Raw genomic sequence first — 18934 nt, 5'->3', positions numbered from 1 at the left:
GGTTAGCCAATGGTGAGCCGTTCATGAGTTTTTGAAGATAACCTCACCGGCTGCCGGTTTCAAAGCGAGTTTCCCCGGGGGGCCTCTCCATCTGCCCCCGCTTCACGTGATCCCGGAAAGGCCAACCCTCCCCTTACACACTTCTAACGGGCGTCCAACACCGAGCTAATATCCCGATGATAGGCTTTTAACCATGACACACACGCATGCCTCTGAAGCCCACTCCCTCGATGGCCTGGATCTCAAGCGGATTCGCGGCGGTCTGGGAATGAGCGAAACCGGCGATTCCATCGAATCTCTTCCTTTCGGGGTGGGTGATGTTACGGCGGGCGCGGAAAACGAACTGCTCACCATCACCCATGGCCCCCGTAACCAGGTCGACCTCGCCCGTACCGTGGAGGAATCCAACTACTTCAAGAATCTGACGCGCCGCGCCGCTACGGGCGACGCCCCCAGGCGTTTAGTGAGGGGAATCGAAAACTACCTGTCCGAAAATACCGATAACGACTGGGAAAACAGCTGGGTCTATTTTCCCGCCGACCTGATTACCCCCTACGCCCGGGAGGTGTTCGACGGGGATCTCTTTGCCGATAAACGCGAGCGGCAAATGCCCCGCTCAGACGCCACCCGGTTCGAGGTGGTGCGTAATGGCCTGCGCTGCATCCGTATCCCGGTGAGTTATCTGCTCAAACTGGCCCTGGCTGATGCCATCAGTACCGGGCAGATGCCCCATCCCACCATCCGCCACAAGGGGGAGCAGCTCATGGCTCACTTCCTCAACGACAACACTTCACCGGAGACCCTGTCCTTCCACACCGTCGGCCCGGCGGCCAGAGCCGGTCTGGGCCGCGCCATGGCCGACGAGACACTCCGGCGGCTATTAATGGTGCAGTTGCTGACCATGTACGCCAATGAAAAGTTCGAGTTGCGCTCGCGGGGCCAGGAAACGCGGATCTGCCTGGCGCCGCAAACTCCACTGCGGCAGAAAAAGCTGAACGAGCTGGTCGCCGATTCGTTCTACCGCGATCTCTTCATGAGTCCCTGTCTTTCCGGGTGGGACAAGGGCGAGACCAAACATCAGTACATGATCCTGTGTCATGAAGTGCTCTCACGCAGCCGCTTGAATACGATGGAGAAATTGCGCGAGTCCGGGATCCTGGCCCGGGATCTGATCATCCTGCCAACCGTGTCCAGCACCAGCCTCACCAACAACGGGACCCACATCAGCCTGGGCAGCCAGCGCCTGACCGCGCTGATGACGGCCAACGCCCCGGAATTCACGGTGGCTGACGAAAAACGCATCGGCGACCTCGTGGTGAAAATTGTCGAGCATTTCCTGCCGCTGTTTGTCGGAACCTACACCGCCGCGCCCCATCGCTTCGACTTCCGTGATTTTCACCCGGAAACCGTCCTGGGGTTCCTGCCCCATGAACTCGATTTCACCCACCTGCGCATGTTGTGGCGCCGCTGGAAAGGCAAGGCCGATCTCAAGTGCTTCGGCTTTCCCCTAACCCCCTTCGGCCCGCGCGGCCTGGACCGGGTGCTTGGGGCGGTTCTAGGCCTGCGTGGCGACTGGATTCCCGACCAGCGGCTGATTGACTACCTGGTATCCCCTCTCAGTACCGACCATAGCCCCGCCCTGGATGGAACCCTCGGAAATGATCAGCGGCTCAAGCGGGACCTCTCCGAAATGGGCGTGTTCGATTCACGCATGTCCTCTTATTCCCTGTACCGCCAGCGCCAGTTCGCGAGCATGGGGTTCTGTGGCTTCGAGGGACGCCACTACAGCCAGTTCGCGAGCATTGACAGGGATATGGCGGCCGCCACGGATCTCCAGCGCCTCATCACCGCGCTGGCATACAAGTACGTCCTGAGCGGGAAAGTGACCCATGCCGACATCCCCGACACTCCCGAAGTGGAGAGCGAACGCCGGCAGACCTTTTTCGGCAGCGCCATCGGCATACCCACGTTCTTTGTCGGCGCCCGGACCCCCAACCAGTTCCTGAAACGCATTCTGAGCCGGACGGCACAAACCCGGGACAGCCAGCGCTACCCGGGGCGGACGAGGGTCTATCATCTCGAGTACCGCCGGGCGCTGGTGGCCCTGCTGGAGCAGGACGGGCCCGACCTGATCGAGGCCTTTGAGATGGGCGATACCATCCGGGACTTGAAACAACGCCTGAATCCGGAACATAGCGGCTCCGCCCTGGAGTCGCTCATGGAGGGGATCCTGAACGAAGCCGGAACCTCCACGCCTCTGCGCTCCTCCGCCGAAACGTTCAATTCAGCGGCGGAACGCTTCTACAAGGGCCCTCTGCTCAAGCAGTTTGTCGGTGAAGCCCTGGAGTTATTCACCCGCGACCTCAAGGAGCTGTGTGCGCGCGCGGCGGCAGGCGGCGAAGAGGACTCCGCCGCACTCAAAACGGTTCTGAACGGGGAAGACCCGGTCTCGTTTCTGGCGGCGGTGCGGGGGAATGTGCTGGAGGGCAAGGCATCACAGTCAGTGGTGACTAAACTCGTCAGGCTCATGTTGCTGGTGGTCCACCACCAGTGTGAGTGTCACGGAGGCGGGCGATGACGCGGCATCATTACGTGGACCAGGGAAGCTCCTGTGCGGTGCGCGAAAAGTTTTTCGGCGACCCCATCGTCTCATTCCTCTACTCACATGTACGCGAAGATGCTGGCTGGCTGTTCAAAGCCCTGACCTCATCCCGGCTGACGGAACTCCTGGGAGCGCTGCATTTCGATGTCCGCCCTGCAAGTCCGGAGCGCATGCGCCGTCGTCTGGCAAAGAACCTCGGCATTGCCTTTGAGGAGTGTGTGGATCCGCCGGAAACGCTCGATACCCCCCGCAAGGTTTTTGAGCGTAGGATCCGCTACTGGGCCTGCCGCCCCATGGCGCCAGACCCTACGGCCATCAGTTCACCAGCCGATGCTCGGATTCTGGTGGGTTCCTTTCTGCGAACCTCCCATCTCTACCTCAAGGATAAATTTTTCCGGTATGAGGAGATGTTCGGGAAAGGCAAATTGGCCTGGTATGACGCCTTTCAGGGCGGCGATTTTGCGGTATTGCGCCTGACTCCCGACAAATACCACTTCAACCACCTCCCCGTAACCGGCCTGGTGCGAGATGTTTATGAAATTGACGGCGTGTATCAGTCATGCCACCCCGCCGTCATCATCGCCCAGGCGACTCCCCACTCGAAAAACCGGAGAACGGTGACCATCATTGACACCGACGTCCCAAATGGAACCCAGGCGGGATTGGTGGCCATGATCGAAGTGGTCGCACTGATGATCGGCGATATTGTCCAGTGTTATAGCGCAAATCACTATGACGCCCCCGCTCCCCTCCATGTCGGCATGAAAGTGGAACGGGGCTGCCCCAAAAGCCTGTTCCGCCCGGGGAGTTCAACCGTGGTCCTGATTTTCCAAAAAGAGCGCGTTCAATTCCGCCCTGACATCCTTGCCAACCTTCGCCGCGCCACCCTGAGCAGCCTTTACAGCAAAGCCTGGGGTGACGCGTGGGTGGAAACGGATGTCCCCGTGCGAGCCACCATCGCCCGGGCGATTCAAGGAGGGACCCTATGATTGAGACCTTTATTGTGGTGATGATGGCATTCTGCCTGCTGGCCCTTTTCGCCTGGTCATTTCACCACCTGCCGGCAGAGAAATGGCAGATACTGGCGACGTTCCCAACACACCGGGACGAGAAAGGAACCTGGCGCGGCGTTAACCTGACCTATTATGGTTTTTTCAATGCCTTGGGTGTTGCCGCCGCAGTGGCCGTAACGATTTTTCTGGCAGGCACGGCGGGATTACCCCTGACACATTTGATAGCGGTCATCGTGGCGATCCTGACGGTCTGTATTCCCGCCTCAAAAATAATTAACCGCATGGTGGAAGGCCATTGGCATGGATTCACGATTGGCGGCGCCTCGTTTGCCGGGATGGTGGTGGGCCCCTGGCTGGCCTGGGGAATCGCACACCTGGGACAAAACGCGGGAGGGGGCTCACAAGCGACCCTTTTTGTGCTGGCAGCCATCGCCACGGCCTATGCCCTGGGCGAGGGGATTGGCCGACTTGCCTGCATCAGTTTCGGCTGTTGCTATGGCCGCCCCTTGGCGAAGGCGCCTGCCTGGCTTCAGACGCTGTTCAGTCACTGGGCTTTCGTATTTGAGGGGCCCTTGAAGAAATCCTCTTATGCGCACGGATTTGATGGACAACGGCTTATTCCCGTACAGGCCCTCACCGCCATCATCTCAAGCGCAGCAGGGCTGATGGGCGTGGCCCTGTTTCTGGCTGGCCGACCGATGCTGGCCTACGTTCTGCCAATCCTGATCACACAGCTCTGGCGGTTTGTGTCGGAGTTTCTGAGGGCCGACTACCGGGGCGCCGGTCGGATTTCGGCCTATCAGTGGATGGCCCTTGGGGGAGTCGTGTATACGGCGACCTTCAGCCTGCTATGGCCCCATACCCCGCGACCGGTTCTGGATGTGACTCACGGGCTGGCCCTCTTGTGGACACCCGGTGCCATTCTTCTCATCGAGGCCCTGGCGGTTATCGTCTTCGTCCGAATGGGAATCAGCACGGTCACGAGCGCCCGGATCACCTTTGATCTCAGGCGGCAGAAACCCTAATCAATTTCTAACTTGCCTCTCACTTTCTTCTTACAGGAGTGAGTTTTAATGGACGCCATGAATCAACAACCAACAACAAGGAGAAACAAAGAGATGAAGAAAGTAATGGCAGGATTAGTATTGATGGCAGGCGTAAGCGGAACGTGCCTGGCGGCAGAGACCAATGCGCCCGCGGCCACGCCGGCACCCGCCCCGAAAACCTGGGCGGATTCAATTACCCTCAAGGGTGACTTCCGGTATCGCTACGAAACGATCAATGACGACACCAAGAAAGACGCCAACAAGGAAACCTATACACGCCAGCGCGACCGGATTCGCGCCCGCCTCGCGGCCGAAGCCAAAGTGAATGACCGGACCAAGGCTGTGGTCGGACTTTCCACCGGCGGTAATGACCCCATCTCCGGGAACCAAACCCTTGGTGATGGCGGACAGAAGAAGGACATGAAGTTGGATCTGGCGTATATCGACTTCAAGGCATTTGAGCAAAATGAGACCGAAGTGAGCATTCTGGCTGGTAAAATGAAGAATCCCTTCCTCACCATGAACGATGACCTGGTATTTGACGGGGATCTGTCTCCTGAAGGAGCTGCCGTTAAAGCCCAAACCGGGAATGATGTGGTAACGCTTTACGGGAATGCCGGCACGTTCTGGCTCCAGGAACGTGACAGCAAGGACGCGGGTCAACTGCTGGCCGGTCAAGGCGCAGCAAAATTCCAGTTCATCCCTGAAGTCTCACTGACCGTGGGTGCCAGCTACTACGGCTTCCAGAACATGGAAGGGTATGACGTGATTGACTGGGAAAACAAGAACAACTCCTACGGGAACAGCACGAAAAAGGGCACGGTCAGCGGCGGCACCACCAATAAGGCGTGGGCCACTGAGTTTACCCCCGTGGTCTACTTTGCCTCTCTTGATATGTGGGTGGCAGGCGTACCGGTCTCGATCTTCGGACAGGAACTGTCCAACACCGACGCTAATACCCTGGATCAAGGCCACATGTATGGCGTTTCCATTGGCAAGGCCAAGCGGGAAGGCACCTTTGAGGTCGGCTATAGCCATGCCGAGCTCGAAAAAGATGCCACGCTGGGCATGTGGACGGATTCCGACCGCTGGGGCGGCGGCACCGACGGCAAGGGCCACAAGCTCTATGCCAAATACCAGATCATGAAGAACCTCCAGTTGGGTGGAGCCTACTTCAAGGATGACAAGGGCATCGCCAAGGGCGGAACGGATTATGACCGGATGCAGCTGGATCTGGTGGCGGCGTTCTAAGGAAGTTCTGAGTTGAGAGTTTCGAGTCCAAAGTTAGGGAAATCATTAGTTATGAACAAAATTACAAAAATAGTGTCGATGATGGCGGCAGTGGGAATGGGTGTCGGAGCGGCAGGTGCCGGAGACGCTAACTCGATTGTGGTGGATGGGTCAACCACGGTGGGCCCGGTGGCCAAGGCGTTCGCCGAGTATTACATGGGTAAACACCAGAATGTGAACATTACGGTGAGCGAATCAGGCAGCGGCAATGGGGCTAAAAGCCTGATTAATGCGGCCTGTGACGTGGCCACCATGTCCCGCCCGCTGAAGAACTCGGAGAAAAAGGCGGCCCAGGAGGCGGGCGTCCTCGCCATCGAGCATATCGTGGCGTTGGACGGTCTGGCGGTCATCGTGCACCCTTCGAATTCCCGCGGCAATCTCACGATTGAGCAGATCCGGGATATCTACACGGGCGCGATCACCAACTGGAAAGAACTCGGCGGTCCGGATCAGAAGATTGTGGTGATCAGCCGTGATACCAACAGCGGTACCTACGAGAGCTTCAACACGCTGGTGCTGAAGGATGCCAAACTCAAGGGCGGTGCGGAATATGTTGGCAGCGGTGGCGCCGTCCGCCAGCGCGTGTTGAGCACCGAAGCGGCCATCGGCTATGTCGGACTCGCCTTCACGGAGGGCGTCAAGACGTTGCAGGTGAACGGGATCGCGCCTACGGCTGAAACGGTCGTCTCCAAGACGTACCCGATCGCCCGCCCTCTGTATATGTACACGAATGGCCGTCCGAAAGAGGGCACCGCCCTGTATGACTTCGTGAACCTGTGCAAGACCGATGAAGGTAAGCGCATCATCGAAGATACGGGTTATGTGCCGGTGAAGTAATCCCCTGGGGAGGTTAAAGGTTATTCGTTACGAGTTATTGGGATTTTCCCATTAACAAACAACGAATAACCTTTAACCATTTGGTTACCCATGAACAATAATATGTCCCCATCTCAAGCGGCAACCTCCGGGCACGAAGGCTCATCCCTCTTGTTGAGCCATCGTGCCCGGAGGCAGCAGCGGGCGATGGGGATTCTCGGATCCGGCTTCCTGCTGGCCGTGACCTCTCTTTCGATGTTTGCCGTCTTGTTTATTTTTTATTTCATCACCCGTGATGCCCTGCCTTTTTTTCAGTTACAGGGTTTTAAACAATTTTTTACCAGCACACACTGGTATCCCTCGGCGGCCACTCCGGAATTCGGATCGCTTGCCATTTTTATAGGGAGCGGGCTCGTGACCCTTGGGGCGGCGCTCGTGGCGGTTCCACTCGGCATTACCGCCGCGGTATGCCTGAGTGATGTGCTTCCTTTTTCAGTGAGACAGGTGGTTAAGCCGGTGATTGAGCTGCTGGCCGCCATTCCCTCGGTCGCCTATGGTTTTTTTGCTCTGGTGGTGTTTGCCCCTCTGCTGCAGTCGCAAGGCGGGCACATGCTTCAGGTGGCCAGCTGGCTCATCGGCGCCCCGGTGGCTGTACTCGCCATCGTGGTGGTCAGTGACCTGCTGACCGACCGCCTGGCGACACCTCACCGCTCCCGGGCGCGGTGGACCTTAATGGCCGGCCTGGGCGCGGCCGCCTTCTGGGGACTCTGGACTCTCGGGGTGTCACTGGGCGGCATCACGGTCAGCAGCGGAACCAACGCGTTAAACGTCTCCATCATCCTTGGCATTATGGCCCTGCCCACGGTCGTGAGTGTGGCGGAGGACGCCATCCAGGCGACCGGCCGTGACCTGCGGGAAGGGAGCTACGCGCTGGGGGCCACCCGGTCTGAAACCATTCTCAGAACCATTCTCCCGGCGGCCAGCAGCGGCATTATGGCGGCGGTCATTTTAGGCGTGATGCGCGCCGTGGGTGAAACCATGGTGGTCTGGATGGCCTCTGGCAACGCCGCTCAGATCCCTCAGCCCTGGTATAATATGCTCCAACCGGTCCGCACCCTGACGGCCACGATCGCGGGGGATATGGGTGAGGCGGACCAGGCCACCGGCTCCTCGCGGTTCCATGTGCTTTTCGCCATGGCCCTTTGCCTGCTGCTTTTTTCGTTTGCCTGCAATCTCGCCAGCGAATGGGGCGTGAGACGCACCCGCCGGAAAGTGGGGAAATAAGCCATGCGTCTGGAAACCCGCAAGATGCTGGACCGCTCGTTCACCGCCTCAGGGGTGCTGGCGATTGTATTGATGACCTCCGCGCTGGTGATTCTGCTGGCCCCGATGATTGTCAGGGGCGTGGGGGCCATCTTCTTTACCGGCACCATCGAACACCGGCGGCTGATGATGGAAAAGTTTGAACGGGGCAACCGCTCCTCCATCGAAAGCGAAATGGCCTCGGCCCAGGCTGCCCGCGCGCCTGCCTTCCAGATGGTGGCGGAGTTTGAAAAACAGTTGGAGACCATGCCGTCCGCCGAACGCCGGAAAGTCACGCCGTCATTCAAGGAACTGAAGAAAGCCCTCAACGCCCTTCTGGGGCCCGCCCCCGGCACCCCACGTCCCATGTTGATGCGCGATCAGTTCGGCCAGACCCGCTGGGACCGGGCCCAGGTGAAACTGGAGCGTGTGCTGTACCGGGAAGAATGGGATTACAGCCACCCTGAACGGGGAAGCGTCAAGGTGCTCAAGCCGCGGGCTGAGATTTTTGCCGGTACCGTGCTGGCCCCTCTTTTTCCATACCTTTCTGCCAACCTTGACAAGATGTTGTTGCCCCATAAAACGGTGTATTGGCAGTTTCTGACGGATGAATCCTATGACTCCCATTTTTTTGGTGGTATCTGGCCGGAATTGCTGGGCACGCTCTACCTGACGGTCGGGGCCATGCTGTTTGCCATCCCCATGGGGTTGATTGCCGCCATCTACCTGACCGAATATGCCCCCGAGAACGCCTTCGTGAGTTTCCTGCGGACCTGTATCAGCACTCTGGCCGGAGTGCCCAGCATCGTCTTTGGTCTGTTCGGCCTTGCCTTCTTCATCAACACCCTGGGCGTCTCTCATTCCAAAAGCGTGCTGGTCGGCTCCATGACCCTGGCGTTGATGATTCTGCCGACCGTAATCCGGGCGTCGGAAGAGGCCATCCTCTCGGTGCCCCGGACCTACAAGGAGGCGGCCCTGAGTCTGGGCGCCGGCCGCTGGCACACGGTCATGACCATCATTCTGCCAGCCGCCTTGCCGGGAATTCTCACCGGCATTGTGATCAGCATGGGCCGCGCGGCCGGGGAGACGGCCCCGATTATTTTTACCGCCGCCGTCAGCGTTGGCAAACCCCTTGCCCTCTGGCAGGTGTTCAGCCACCCGACGCCTGCCCTGTCCTGGAATATTTACAATCTGGCGACAGAACACGAGGCGATGGATGAAATCCGGCATGTCCAGTACGGTCTGGTGCTGGTGCTGGTCACGCTGGTGTTATTGTTGAATCTGGCCGCCATTCTGATGCGGGCCCGGGTCGCCAAGCGGCTGAGAGGATGAGAGGAGTGCCACTATGAATCATTTTGAAAATGCGAGGGATAATGAGCGGATAGAAAAGGCCCCTGCCGGGGCCGCCCATGTCCAGGCCTCGGACTTTTCGGTTTATTACCGTGCCAACCAGGCCGTCAAGAATGTCCACCTGTCCTTCAGTAGCGGTTTGGTGACCGCCATTATCGGACCCAGTGGCTGCGGCAAAAGCACCTTGTTAAGGGCAGTGAACCGGATGAACGACCTGGTGCCGGGCTGCCGGACCGATGGGGAGCTACTGTTTGATGGCCAGAATATTTATTCGCCCAGTATTGACGTGGTCACCCTGCGGCGGCGGATCGGGATGGTCTTCCAGAAGCCCAACCCGTTCCCGAAGTCGATCTTCGACAACGTGGCCTATGGTCCTCGCCTCCACCGGCAGGTCAGCCAGAGCGAATTGGCGGAGATTGTCGAGCGCAGCCTGACCGGGGCAGCCTTATGGGATGAGGTGAAGGATCGCCTGCAACAGAATGCGCTGGGCTTGTCCGGTGGACAGCAACAACGGCTGTGTATTGCCCGGGCACTTGCGGTGGATCCCGAAATCCTGCTGATGGATGAACCCACCTCGGCCCTGGATCCAAGGGCTACCCTGAAAATCGAAGACCTGATTGACGATCTGCGCGGAAAATACACCATCATTATTGTCACGCATAACATGCAGCAGGCGGCGCGGGTGTCGGACTTTACGGCCTTTATGTACGAAGGCTCGCTGATTGAATACGGACAAACCACGGCGGTGTTTACCAAGCCGAAGGAAAAACAGACGGAAGATTATATTACGGGCCGGTTCGGGTGAGCCATATCCCCCTCACCTTGATCCTCTCCCTCAAGGGGAGAGGAAACAGACAACCAACTCCCTCTCCCTTAAGGGGAGAGGGCCGGGGTGAGGGTGATGGTTTAGACAGACGAAGGAGACCTTATGAGAATTCATTTTCAACGTGAGATTGACAAGCTGAAGCGACAGATCCTTGAAATGTGTGCCAATGTCGAGGACTCGGTCTCGGATGCGGTGAAAGCTGTGGAGACCCGTGACGCCTCCCTGGCGAAGTCGGTGCTCGAGCACGAAAACCAGACCAACGCCCGGGAAGTGGACGTCGAAGAGGAGTGCCTTAAAATTCTGGCCCTTCATCAACCGGTGGCGGCTGATCTCCGGTACCTGATCGCCGTCCTGAAAATCAATCATGATCTGGAGCGAATCGGCGATCTGGCGGCCCACATTGCCCAGGGAGCCCTGCTCTTATGCGATATGCCACCCATTGATATCCCGCTACAACTGGGTGAGATGGCTGATACGTCCCAATCGATGCTGAAAAAAGTGCTGGATGCCTTTGTCAACGAGGATCTCGCCGCGGCGCGCGGGATCCGCCTGGCGGATTCGCAGCTGGACTCCCTAAACCGCACGATGGCCACCCGCCTCAAGGCGGAGATTACCCGCCGGCCTGAACACCTGGAAGCGTTGCTCAAGCTTATGCATATCTCCCGGCATTTGGAGCGAATTGGGGATCATGCCACGAATATTGCCGAGGACTTGATCTACTTGATTGAAGGTAAAATTGTCCGCCATACCCTTGAGCCGCAATCCTAAGTTGATAAGCCCCGCTCTTTTTGGTCTTATGCGGGTGGGATCTGGGTGGAACTCGTAGCCGCCGCTGATAAGCGGTGGTTATTCTTCGAAGTGTCCGGAACAGTCAAGGCCCACCGCTTATCAGCGGCGGCTACAAGGAATAGGACCTTAATATGGCCAGAAACAAACCAGCGCGGTGCATCGGAATCCTGACCTCCGGAGGGGACTGCCCCGGCCTGAACGCCGCCATTCGCGGCGTCGCCAAGGCCGCGCTCCATCACGACATGAAGGTCATCGGGATCCTCGACGGGTTCCGGGGCCTGGTTGAAAACCGCACCATTCCGATTGAGGACCTGCAGGTGAGCGGCATCCTGACGCTGGGCGGAACCTTCCTGGGCTCCAGCCGTGACAAGCCTCATAAGATGAAAATGGGGAATAAGGTGATGGACATGACGGATGTCGCCCTCGCCAATGCCCGCCGGTTGCAACTGGACTGCCTGGTCTGCCTGGGCGGCGGCGGCACCCAGAAAAACGCACTGCATCTTCACAAATCAGGCGGCATCAATGTGCTCACGCTTCCCAAAACCATCGATAATGATGTGGCCCTGACGGACATCTCGTTCGGCTATGACACCGCGCTGGGAATTGCGACCGAGGCCATTGACCGGCTCCATACCACCGCCACCAGCCATCATCGCATCATTGTCTGCGAGATTATGGGCCATGCGGCTGGCTGGCTGGCCCTGGGGGCCGGCATTGCCGGCGGGGCGGATGTGATTATGATCCCCGAAATTCCCTATGACCTGAAAGTCGTGGCCGAGCATCTCCGGAATCGGCGGCACCAGGGCAAGCGGTTTTCGATTGTCGCCATCGCCGAGGGCGCCATTTCGAAAGAGGAAGCCAAGGTATTGGCCAAGGGGTTTAAGGCCGGCAAGAAGAAACCTGATCCGTTTTCTCCCAGCATTGACACAAACGGGATTCACCTGGTGCAGGAACCGATGTCGAGCCGGGTGGCACGGCAAATCCAGCAGTTGACCGGCCTCGAAGCACGGGTAACGTCACTGGGGCACGTCCAACGCGGCGGCACCCCCTCTGCAACGGACCGCCTGCTCTGCACGCGGCTGGGGACCAAGGCGGGAGAATTGCTCATGGCCGGGGTCTATAATGTCATGGTGGCGGTACGGGGCGAAGAATGTGTGCCGGTGCCGCTGGAAAAAGTGGCCGGCATCGTCAAGTATGTCCCGGTGGATCACCCCTGGGTCAAAACGGCCCGGCTGGTCGGCACCTGCATGGGGGATGTCCCCGGGGTATGAGATGAAACCATCCAAACCTGCACCCCGTCGAAGCCGCCACAAACCCGCGCCGGGCTCCCGCTTCCTGGATCGTGATTTGAACTGGCTGGAGTTCAACCGGCGCGTACTGAACGAGGCGCTTGACGAACGGACCCCGCTGCTCGAGCGGGTCAATTTCCTCGCCATCTTCACCTCCAACCTGGATGAGTTCGTGATGAAGCGGGTCTATGGCTTGCGCGAGCAAATCTGGGCAGGCGTAAAAAGCCCGGATACCGCGGGCGAACAGACCTCCGAGGGATTGCTCCACGCCATCCACGCCTCCATCCAGGAGATGCTGAACCGGCAGGCGGACGGCTACCACTTCACGATCAAACCCGCCCTGGCCGCCGAAGGGATTCATCTCCTCGGCTGGGACAATCTCACGGAAGCCGAAAAAAAGGTGGCCGCTGTGATTTTTGACAAAACCGTATTCTCGGTTCTGACGCCACTCTCCGTCGATGTCGGCCATCCGTTCCCCTTTATCTCCAATCTCTCCCTCTCCCTCGCCATTACCCTGAATGACCCATCCACCGGGACAAGCGCATTCGCCCGGGTAAAAATCCCGAACACCCTGCCACAATGGATCCGGATCGAGACGGCGGCATTTAAGGGGGCCTATCGCTTTGTGTCGCTGGTGGATCTGATCGCCCACCATCTGGACCGTCTGTTTCCCGACATGAAGATCAGCGGCGTCATGCCGTTCCGGGTCACCCGGAATGCCGAGGTGGAGGCGGACCTGGACGATGTTGAAGATTTGCTTCAGGCGGTCGAAGAGCAGGTCCGCCAGCGCCGGATGGAATGCGTGGTGCGGCTCGAGTGCCCCCGGGAGGCCGACCCCATCAACCGGCTGATCCTCATGGAGGCCCTTGAACTGGGGGAGGAAGACGTGTACGAGATGCCGGGGCTGGTTGAGTACCGGAGTCTGCGGGACATCGCCGCACTGCCCTTCCCTGCGTTCCGGTATAAACCCTGGACCCCACTGGTGCCGAGCCGGTTGCAGGCCGAGGATTCTAAAATTTTCAGTGTCATCCGGGCCGGTGATCTTCTGGTTCAACACCCTTATGAATCGTTTGACGACACCGTATTGCGCCTGATCAAGGAGGCCGCCGCCGATCCGGATGTGCTGGCGATCAAAATGACCCTCTACCGGACCGGGAAGGACAGTCCTTTTGTGCCGTTGCTGATCCAGGCGGCGGAATCCGGGAAACAGGTGGCCTGTCTGGTTGAATTGAAGGCCCGTTTTGATGAACACGAGAACATCGTCCTTGCCCAGAAAATGGAGCGTGCCGGCGTCCATGTCGTCTACGGCGTGGAAGGCCTGAAAACGCACACCAAAACCACGCTGGTCGTCCGCCGGGAGGAGGGTGAGTCACGCTGTTATGCCCACATTGGAACCGGCAACTATCACCGCCAGACGGCACGGCTCTATGTGGACGCAAGCCTGCTGACCTGCCGGGCGGAGTTAACGGCTGATATCGCCGACCTGTTCAACTACCTCACTGGCCGGAACCGGAAAGACGATTACCGGAAACTGCTGATTGCCCCGGCGAACATGAAGCAACGGTTCCTGGCGATGATTGAGCGCGAAATCGAACATCACCGGGCAGGCCGGCCTGCCCATATCCTCGCCAAGATGAACCAGTTGGAAGACCGGGATATCTGTAACGCCCTGTATACGGCCAGTCAGGCGGGGGTGTCCGTGGATCTGATTGTGCGGGGCTTCTGCACCCTCAAACCCGGGGTGCCCGGCCTGAGCGAGAACATCCGGGTGATCTCCGTCATCGGCCGCTTCCTCGAACATTCCCGGATCTACCATTTCCGGAATGGGGCGGAGCAGGAAGTGGATGGTGAGTTTTATATCGGCTCCGCCGACTGGATGCATCGGAACCTGGAAAGCCGGGTGGAGGCCATCACGCCCATTGAGGACAAGGATTTCAAGACCGACCTCCAGTGGATCCTGCAAACCCATCTCTCCGACCAGCGCAGCGCCTGGGACATGAACTCCGACGGAACCTATATCCAGCGCAAACCCAAGAATCCCGACGGAACCATGGGCTCCCACGACCTGATGATGCGCCAGGCAACGCTCCGGCACGGGTAAGCCTTCTTCTCCTTGCATCCCTGCAGGGAGAGGTCTATCCTCGACGGCAGGATAGGACGTGATGAGCGCGTCTTCTCCGGGGAGGGTTCGTTATGAAAACGGGTTCACGATCTATCTGGTTCAAGGCCTTGCGTCTCGTCGTTCCGGGATTGTTCCTGGCCGGCGCGGTTCAGGCACAGCAAAAGGAGACCCCTACCATGAGCAGCATCTATGACTTCTCCGTGAAACAGATCGACGGCAAGGCCGGTTCCCTTTCTGAATATAAGGGCAAGGTCCTGCTGATCGTCAATGTGGCAAGCAAGTGCGGATTCACCGGCCAGTATGCTGGCCTGCAGAAGCTCTACGAAACCTACAAGGACCGTGGCCTGGTCGTCATGGGCTTCCCGGCCAATGACTTCCTCTTCCAGGAGCCGGGCTCCAATCAGGAGATTGCCCAGTTCTGTTCCTTGAAATTCCACGTGACCTTTCCCATGTTCGAGAAGATCACCGTCACGGGCGGCTCGATGCATCCGCTCTACAAATTCCTGACCGATAAAACGACCAACCCTGAATTCAGCGGCAAGATCACCTGGAACTTCAATAAGTTCCTCATCGGCCGCGATGGCCATATCCTCAACCGGTTCGGTAGCCGGACGACACCCGAGGACAAGGATGTGATCACGGCCATCGAAAAGGCGCTTGAATCCAAATCCTGAAGGAACGAGGTCTCACAGATGCAGAGGCAGGTTTTGACAGAGCAAAACCCTCCATTAATGCAAAACAACAGAGAGATCTCCTGCAATGGAGGGTTGCGCTCCGTCGCAACCTCTTAAACCCATCGGGATCACGTAGAGAACTAAGGACAAGGATATGGCTGACATTGAAAAAATCCGGATTGGTGTGAGCGCCTGTCTTCTGGGACAGCCCGTGCGCTATGATGGCCAGCACAAGCATGACCATTACATTACGGACACGCTGGGGCAATATTTCGAGTTCGTCGGCGTCTGCCCTGAGGTGGAGTGCGGGATGACCGTCCCGCGCGAGTCGATGCGACTGGTTGGCGATCCCGCCCATCCCCGCCTGATAACCACCCGTACCGAAATCGACCACACCGAGCAGATGCTGAAGTGGGCCGCCCGGCGTGTCACGGAACTTGAGAACGAAGGCTTGTTCGGGTTTATTTTCAAATCCCGCTCCCCCAGCAGCGGCATGGAAAACGTTAAGGTCTATAACGCCAAAGGGATGGTGGGCGGCAAGGCCCCCGGGCTTTTCGGCAAGGCCTTCCAGGCGCATTTCACAACGCTCCCTTGTGAGGATGAAGGCCGGCTGAACGATCCGGACCTGCGGGAGAACTTTATCGAGCGCGTCTTCACGCTCTGGCGCTACCGGAACGCCGTTAAGGCTGCCCCGACCCTGGCGACCCTGATGACCTTCCATGCACGTAACAAACTGCTCATCCAGGCCCACCATGAAGCCCTGATGCGGGAGATGGGCCGCGAATTGGCGGCGTTGAAACCGGCCCAGGCGCGGACCCACATCCCGATCTATGAGGCCAAGCTCATGCGGGCACTCAAGACTTTAGCCACCGTCCCGAAGCATACCAATATCCTGCAGCATATGGCCGGCTACCTGCGGGGCAAGGCCGACGATGCGGACCGGAAAGAACTGGCCGACATTATTGGCCAGTATCACGCGGGTCTGATCCCCCTGATTGTCCCGGTGACCATGCTGCGTCATTACGTCTTTAAACACGACATCGAGTATTTGAAGGAACAGTACTATCTTGATCCGCACCCGCTGGAACTCAAGTTGCGCAATCATGCGTGAGGAGAGAGTCCAGAGTCGTGAGTTACGAGTTGAAAGTTGAATACATATGAATCAAAAACCTGATCCGGTATTGAACGACCTGCTTCATTTCACAAATGGAACGCCTGTCACCTCACAGGCAAGCTGGCAGAAACGCCGCGACGAGATGCGGGAGCTGGTCGTGGGAATTGAATACGGCGGTCTCCCGCCTAAACCCGACAGCTGTTATGCCGAAGAGTTGCACACAACCACCCTGAAAATTCCGGCAGGGGCCCGTTTCAGCACCTGGCGGATTATCATTGGCGCGGATCGCCGGTTCAGCTTTCTCATGACCACCTTGATCCCGCCCGGCGACGGCCCCTTTCCTGTCGTTCTGACCGGTGACGCCTGCTGGCGCTATGCCTCCGAGGAGGTCGCGAAGGAAGTCCTGAGCCGGGGGGCCATTCTGGCGCAATTCAACCGCACGGAAATTGTCCCTGACATCAACCACTCCGACCGCATTTCGGGACTCTACCGGGTTTATCCGGAGGGCACCTACGGCGCCCTCGCCGCCTGGGCCTGGGGCTACCACCGATGTGTGGACGCTCTGGTGAAGATGAGTTTCGTCAATGCCGCCCAGATCGCCATCATTGGCCATTCACGGGGTGGCAAAACGACCCTGCTGGCAGGAGCTACGGACGAGCGCATTGCCCTGACCGCGGCCAACAATTCCGGATCCGGCGGGGCCGGGAGCTACCGGCTCCAGGGGCCTCACTCCGAGACCCTAGCTGATAGTCTGCGCGGCTTCCCCTATTGGTATGGCCCGGCCTTTAAAACCTATCTGGGTCGTGAGTCAGCGCTTCCCTTTGACCAGCATTTTCTCAAGGCGCTGATTGCGCCGCGTGCCCTCCTGACCACCGAGGCGCTAGGGGATCTGTGGGCGAATCCCACCGGGACCTGGCAAACCTATCTGGCCGCAAGGGAGGCCTTCCGGTTTCTCAATGCCGAGGACAAGATCGGTATAGCCTATCGGGAGGGGGGCCATTCCCATGATCTGGCCGACTGGATCGTCTTTCTCGACTTCATGGACTGGCAGTTCAAGGGGCAGCGGCCAGACTATTCATTCGCCCGGAACCCTTTTTCATAACCTTCCCCGCAAACGCAGGGTAGACGCATCTAAATACCCGCGAATCCAAGAGATTTGAACAGAAGTCGCGAAGCTCGCAAACGCCCTTGACGCGCCGCGCGCATAATAGTACTAATATCAGTACTAAAAAGAGGTTTATATGAGTACTTTATCTGCGGCCGATCTTAAGCGCAGAGGCGTGTCTGCGTTTCCCTCTGTATTGCGTCAGGATGGTGAAGCCATTATCACGGTGCATGGCAAGAGCCGTTATGTGGTGATGACCATTGAGAAGTATGACGCCCTGCGCGAATGGGAACTTTCAGGCGCCGTTCGCGAAGCACGGGCGGACTATCACGCCGGACGCATCGCTGACAAGACCGTCAAAGGGCACATCCAACGGATACAGGATGAACTATAACCTTGTCTTCACGCACAGCTATACCCGACGGGCCGCGAAGTTTATCCGAAAACATCCCGCACTGCTAAAACAGTACGAGAAAACCCTGGAATTGATGGAACTGGATCCGTTCCATCCTTCTCTTCGTCTCCACAAGCTCAAGGGACCGCTTGAAGAACTCCACTCGGTTTCGATCAACATTGCCTATCGCATTACCATCGAATTCCTGGTCGAAGGAAAAACGATCATCCCTGTAAACATAGGGACCCATGACGAAGTGTACTGATTGGATTTCCTGTTTCGTTGACGACACCGTCGATACGTCCTATTCTCCCCTCCATCTAATTCGGAGAAAATCATGATCAAAGTAGCGATTGTTGGTGCGGCGGGTCGGATGGGACAGGCCTTGACTCGATGTTTAAAATTGATGCCGCAACTTGAACTGGTGGCGGCAGTCGAATCGGCATCCTCGCCATTATGCGGCAAAGATATCGGCCTGATCGCAGGCGTTGGCGACAATGGAGTTCTCATTACCAGTGATTTGGCGGCCGCCGTCAAAGCGTCGGATGTTTTAATTGACTTCAGCTTTCATGAGAACGTACCAGTCACCCTCAAGCATGCCGTAGCCCACAAGAAAGCGGTCGTCATCGGCACAACGGGTCTGAATCCCGATGAACGTGCTGCGGTGGACCAGTCCGCCAAACTCATTCCTATCGTCTCCGCCCCCAATATGAGTCTTGGCGTCAATCTTCTGTTTGCCCTGGTGGAACAGGCGGGCAAGGTGCTCGGGCTGGATTATGATGTCGAAATTACAGAGGCGCATCACCGGTACAAAAAAGACGCCCCCAGCGGCACCGCACTCCGTCTTGGCGAGAAGGTGGCTCATGGCCGTAAACAGAATTTCCGGGATGTCGTCATCTTTGGTCGCGAAGGACTCGGGGATGAACGGCCCAAGGGCCAGATCGGGATTCACGCCCTGCGCGCGGCCGATATCATTGGCGATCACACCGTCCTTTTTGCCACCGAGGGGGAGCGGGTGGAGATTAGTCATCGTGTCACCAGTCGTGATGCCCTAGCCAAAGGAGCCCTTCACGCCGTCAGTTGGCTCGTTACCCAGAAGCCCGGCCTGTACGACATGCAGGATGTGCTGGGCCTGCGCTAACCGGACGACGCCCTTCAGGGCAGCGGCCAGTAACCAAACAGATATTGCTCCTGGCGGGGCC

The 18934-nt window shown here is 58.2% G+C and carries 17 protein-coding genes; all 17 read left to right on the top strand.

Annotated elements, in window-relative coordinates:
* Positions 1 to 193 precede the first annotated feature (193 nt).
* The 17 genes from WCS52_10170 to dapB all read left to right on the top strand — a co-directional run bounded on the left by WCS52_10170 (position 194) and on the right by dapB (position 18873).
* Positions 194 to 2578, top strand: coding sequence for a hypothetical protein (locus WCS52_10170; protein MEI6167550.1), 2385 nt, complete (start codon positions 194 to 196; stop codon positions 2576 to 2578).
* The gene (locus WCS52_10165; GenBank protein MEI6167549.1) at positions 2575 to 3591 is read left to right on the top strand and encodes a phosphatidylserine decarboxylase; all 1017 of its coding nucleotides are present in this window, start codon (positions 2575 to 2577) and stop codon (positions 3589 to 3591) included. Before WCS52_10170 ends, WCS52_10165 begins: the two co-directional genes overlap by 4 nt.
* The gene (locus WCS52_10160) at positions 3588 to 4640 is read left to right on the top strand and encodes a prolipoprotein diacylglyceryl transferase family protein (GenBank protein ID MEI6167548.1); all 1053 of its coding nucleotides are present in this window, start codon (positions 3588 to 3590) and stop codon (positions 4638 to 4640) included. The genes WCS52_10165 and WCS52_10160 overlap by 4 nt, the downstream gene beginning before the upstream one ends.
* Positions 4641 to 4733: 93 nt before the next feature.
* Positions 4734 to 5912 carry a putative porin gene (locus WCS52_10155; protein MEI6167547.1) on the top strand — a complete coding sequence of 393 codons (1179 nt, stop codon included), beginning with the start codon at positions 4734 to 4736 and terminating at the stop codon, positions 5910 to 5912.
* A gap of 51 nt (positions 5913 to 5963) precedes the next feature.
* Complete coding sequence (locus WCS52_10150) at positions 5964 to 6788, top strand: phosphate ABC transporter substrate-binding protein (GenBank protein MEI6167546.1); 825 nt, start codon at positions 5964 to 5966, stop codon at positions 6786 to 6788.
* A gap of 102 nt (positions 6789 to 6890) precedes the next feature.
* A complete protein-coding gene (locus WCS52_10145; GenBank protein ID MEI6167545.1) occupies positions 6891 to 8051 on the top strand; it encodes a PstC family ABC transporter permease in 1161 nt (386 codons plus the stop codon).
* Positions 8052 to 8054: 3 nt separating this feature from the next.
* Positions 8055 to 9401: a phosphate ABC transporter permease PstA gene (pstA, locus tag WCS52_10140; GenBank protein ID MEI6167544.1), complete on the top strand. Its 1347-nt coding sequence runs from the start codon at positions 8055 to 8057 to the stop codon at positions 9399 to 9401.
* 13 nt (positions 9402 to 9414) lie between these two features.
* Positions 9415 to 10224, top strand: a complete 810-nt coding sequence (pstB, locus tag WCS52_10135; GenBank protein MEI6167543.1) for a phosphate ABC transporter ATP-binding protein PstB — start codon at positions 9415 to 9417, stop codon at positions 10222 to 10224.
* Positions 10225 to 10347: 123 nt separating this feature from the next.
* The gene (gene phoU / locus WCS52_10130; protein MEI6167542.1) at positions 10348 to 11013 is read left to right on the top strand and encodes a phosphate signaling complex protein PhoU; all 666 of its coding nucleotides are present in this window, start codon (positions 10348 to 10350) and stop codon (positions 11011 to 11013) included.
* A 152-nt stretch (positions 11014 to 11165) separates the two neighbouring features.
* Positions 11166 to 12305, top strand: coding sequence for an ATP-dependent 6-phosphofructokinase (locus WCS52_10125; GenBank protein ID MEI6167541.1), 1140 nt, complete (start codon positions 11166 to 11168; stop codon positions 12303 to 12305).
* A gap of 1 nt (position 12306) precedes the next feature.
* Positions 12307 to 14424 (top strand): polyphosphate kinase 1, encoded by a 2118-nt coding sequence (ppk1, locus tag WCS52_10120; GenBank protein MEI6167540.1) that lies wholly within the window; start codon positions 12307 to 12309, stop codon positions 14422 to 14424.
* Between the two features lie 92 nt (positions 14425 to 14516).
* Positions 14517 to 15119 (top strand): glutathione peroxidase, encoded by a 603-nt coding sequence (locus WCS52_10115; protein ID MEI6167539.1) that lies wholly within the window; start codon positions 14517 to 14519, stop codon positions 15117 to 15119.
* A 154-nt stretch (positions 15120 to 15273) separates the two neighbouring features.
* Positions 15274 to 16230: a DUF523 and DUF1722 domain-containing protein gene (locus WCS52_10110; protein ID MEI6167538.1), complete on the top strand. Its 957-nt coding sequence runs from the start codon at positions 15274 to 15276 to the stop codon at positions 16228 to 16230.
* A 46-nt stretch (positions 16231 to 16276) separates the two neighbouring features.
* Positions 16277 to 17335: a hypothetical protein gene (locus tag WCS52_10105; protein ID MEI6167537.1), complete on the top strand. Its 1059-nt coding sequence runs from the start codon at positions 16277 to 16279 to the stop codon at positions 17333 to 17335.
* Between the two features lie 139 nt (positions 17336 to 17474).
* Positions 17475 to 17732, top strand: coding sequence for a type II toxin-antitoxin system Phd/YefM family antitoxin (locus WCS52_10100; protein ID MEI6167536.1), 258 nt, complete (start codon positions 17475 to 17477; stop codon positions 17730 to 17732).
* A complete protein-coding gene (locus WCS52_10095; GenBank protein MEI6167535.1) occupies positions 17722 to 17997 on the top strand; it encodes a plasmid stabilization protein in 276 nt (91 codons plus the stop codon). Before WCS52_10100 ends, WCS52_10095 begins: the two co-directional genes overlap by 11 nt.
* 72 nt (positions 17998 to 18069) lie before the next feature.
* Entirely contained in the window at positions 18070 to 18873 is an 804-nt protein-coding gene (gene dapB, locus WCS52_10090; protein ID MEI6167534.1) for a 4-hydroxy-tetrahydrodipicolinate reductase, read from the top strand.
* Positions 18874 to 18934 lie beyond the last annotated feature (61 nt).

It is taken from the genome of bacterium (assembly GCA_037128595.1).
Lineage (GTDB): Bacteria > Verrucomicrobiota > Kiritimatiellia > CAIKKV01 > CAITUY01 > JAABPW01.
Note: the sequence above shows the minus strand (reverse complement) of the source record. Positions and strands in the feature narration are given on the sequence as shown.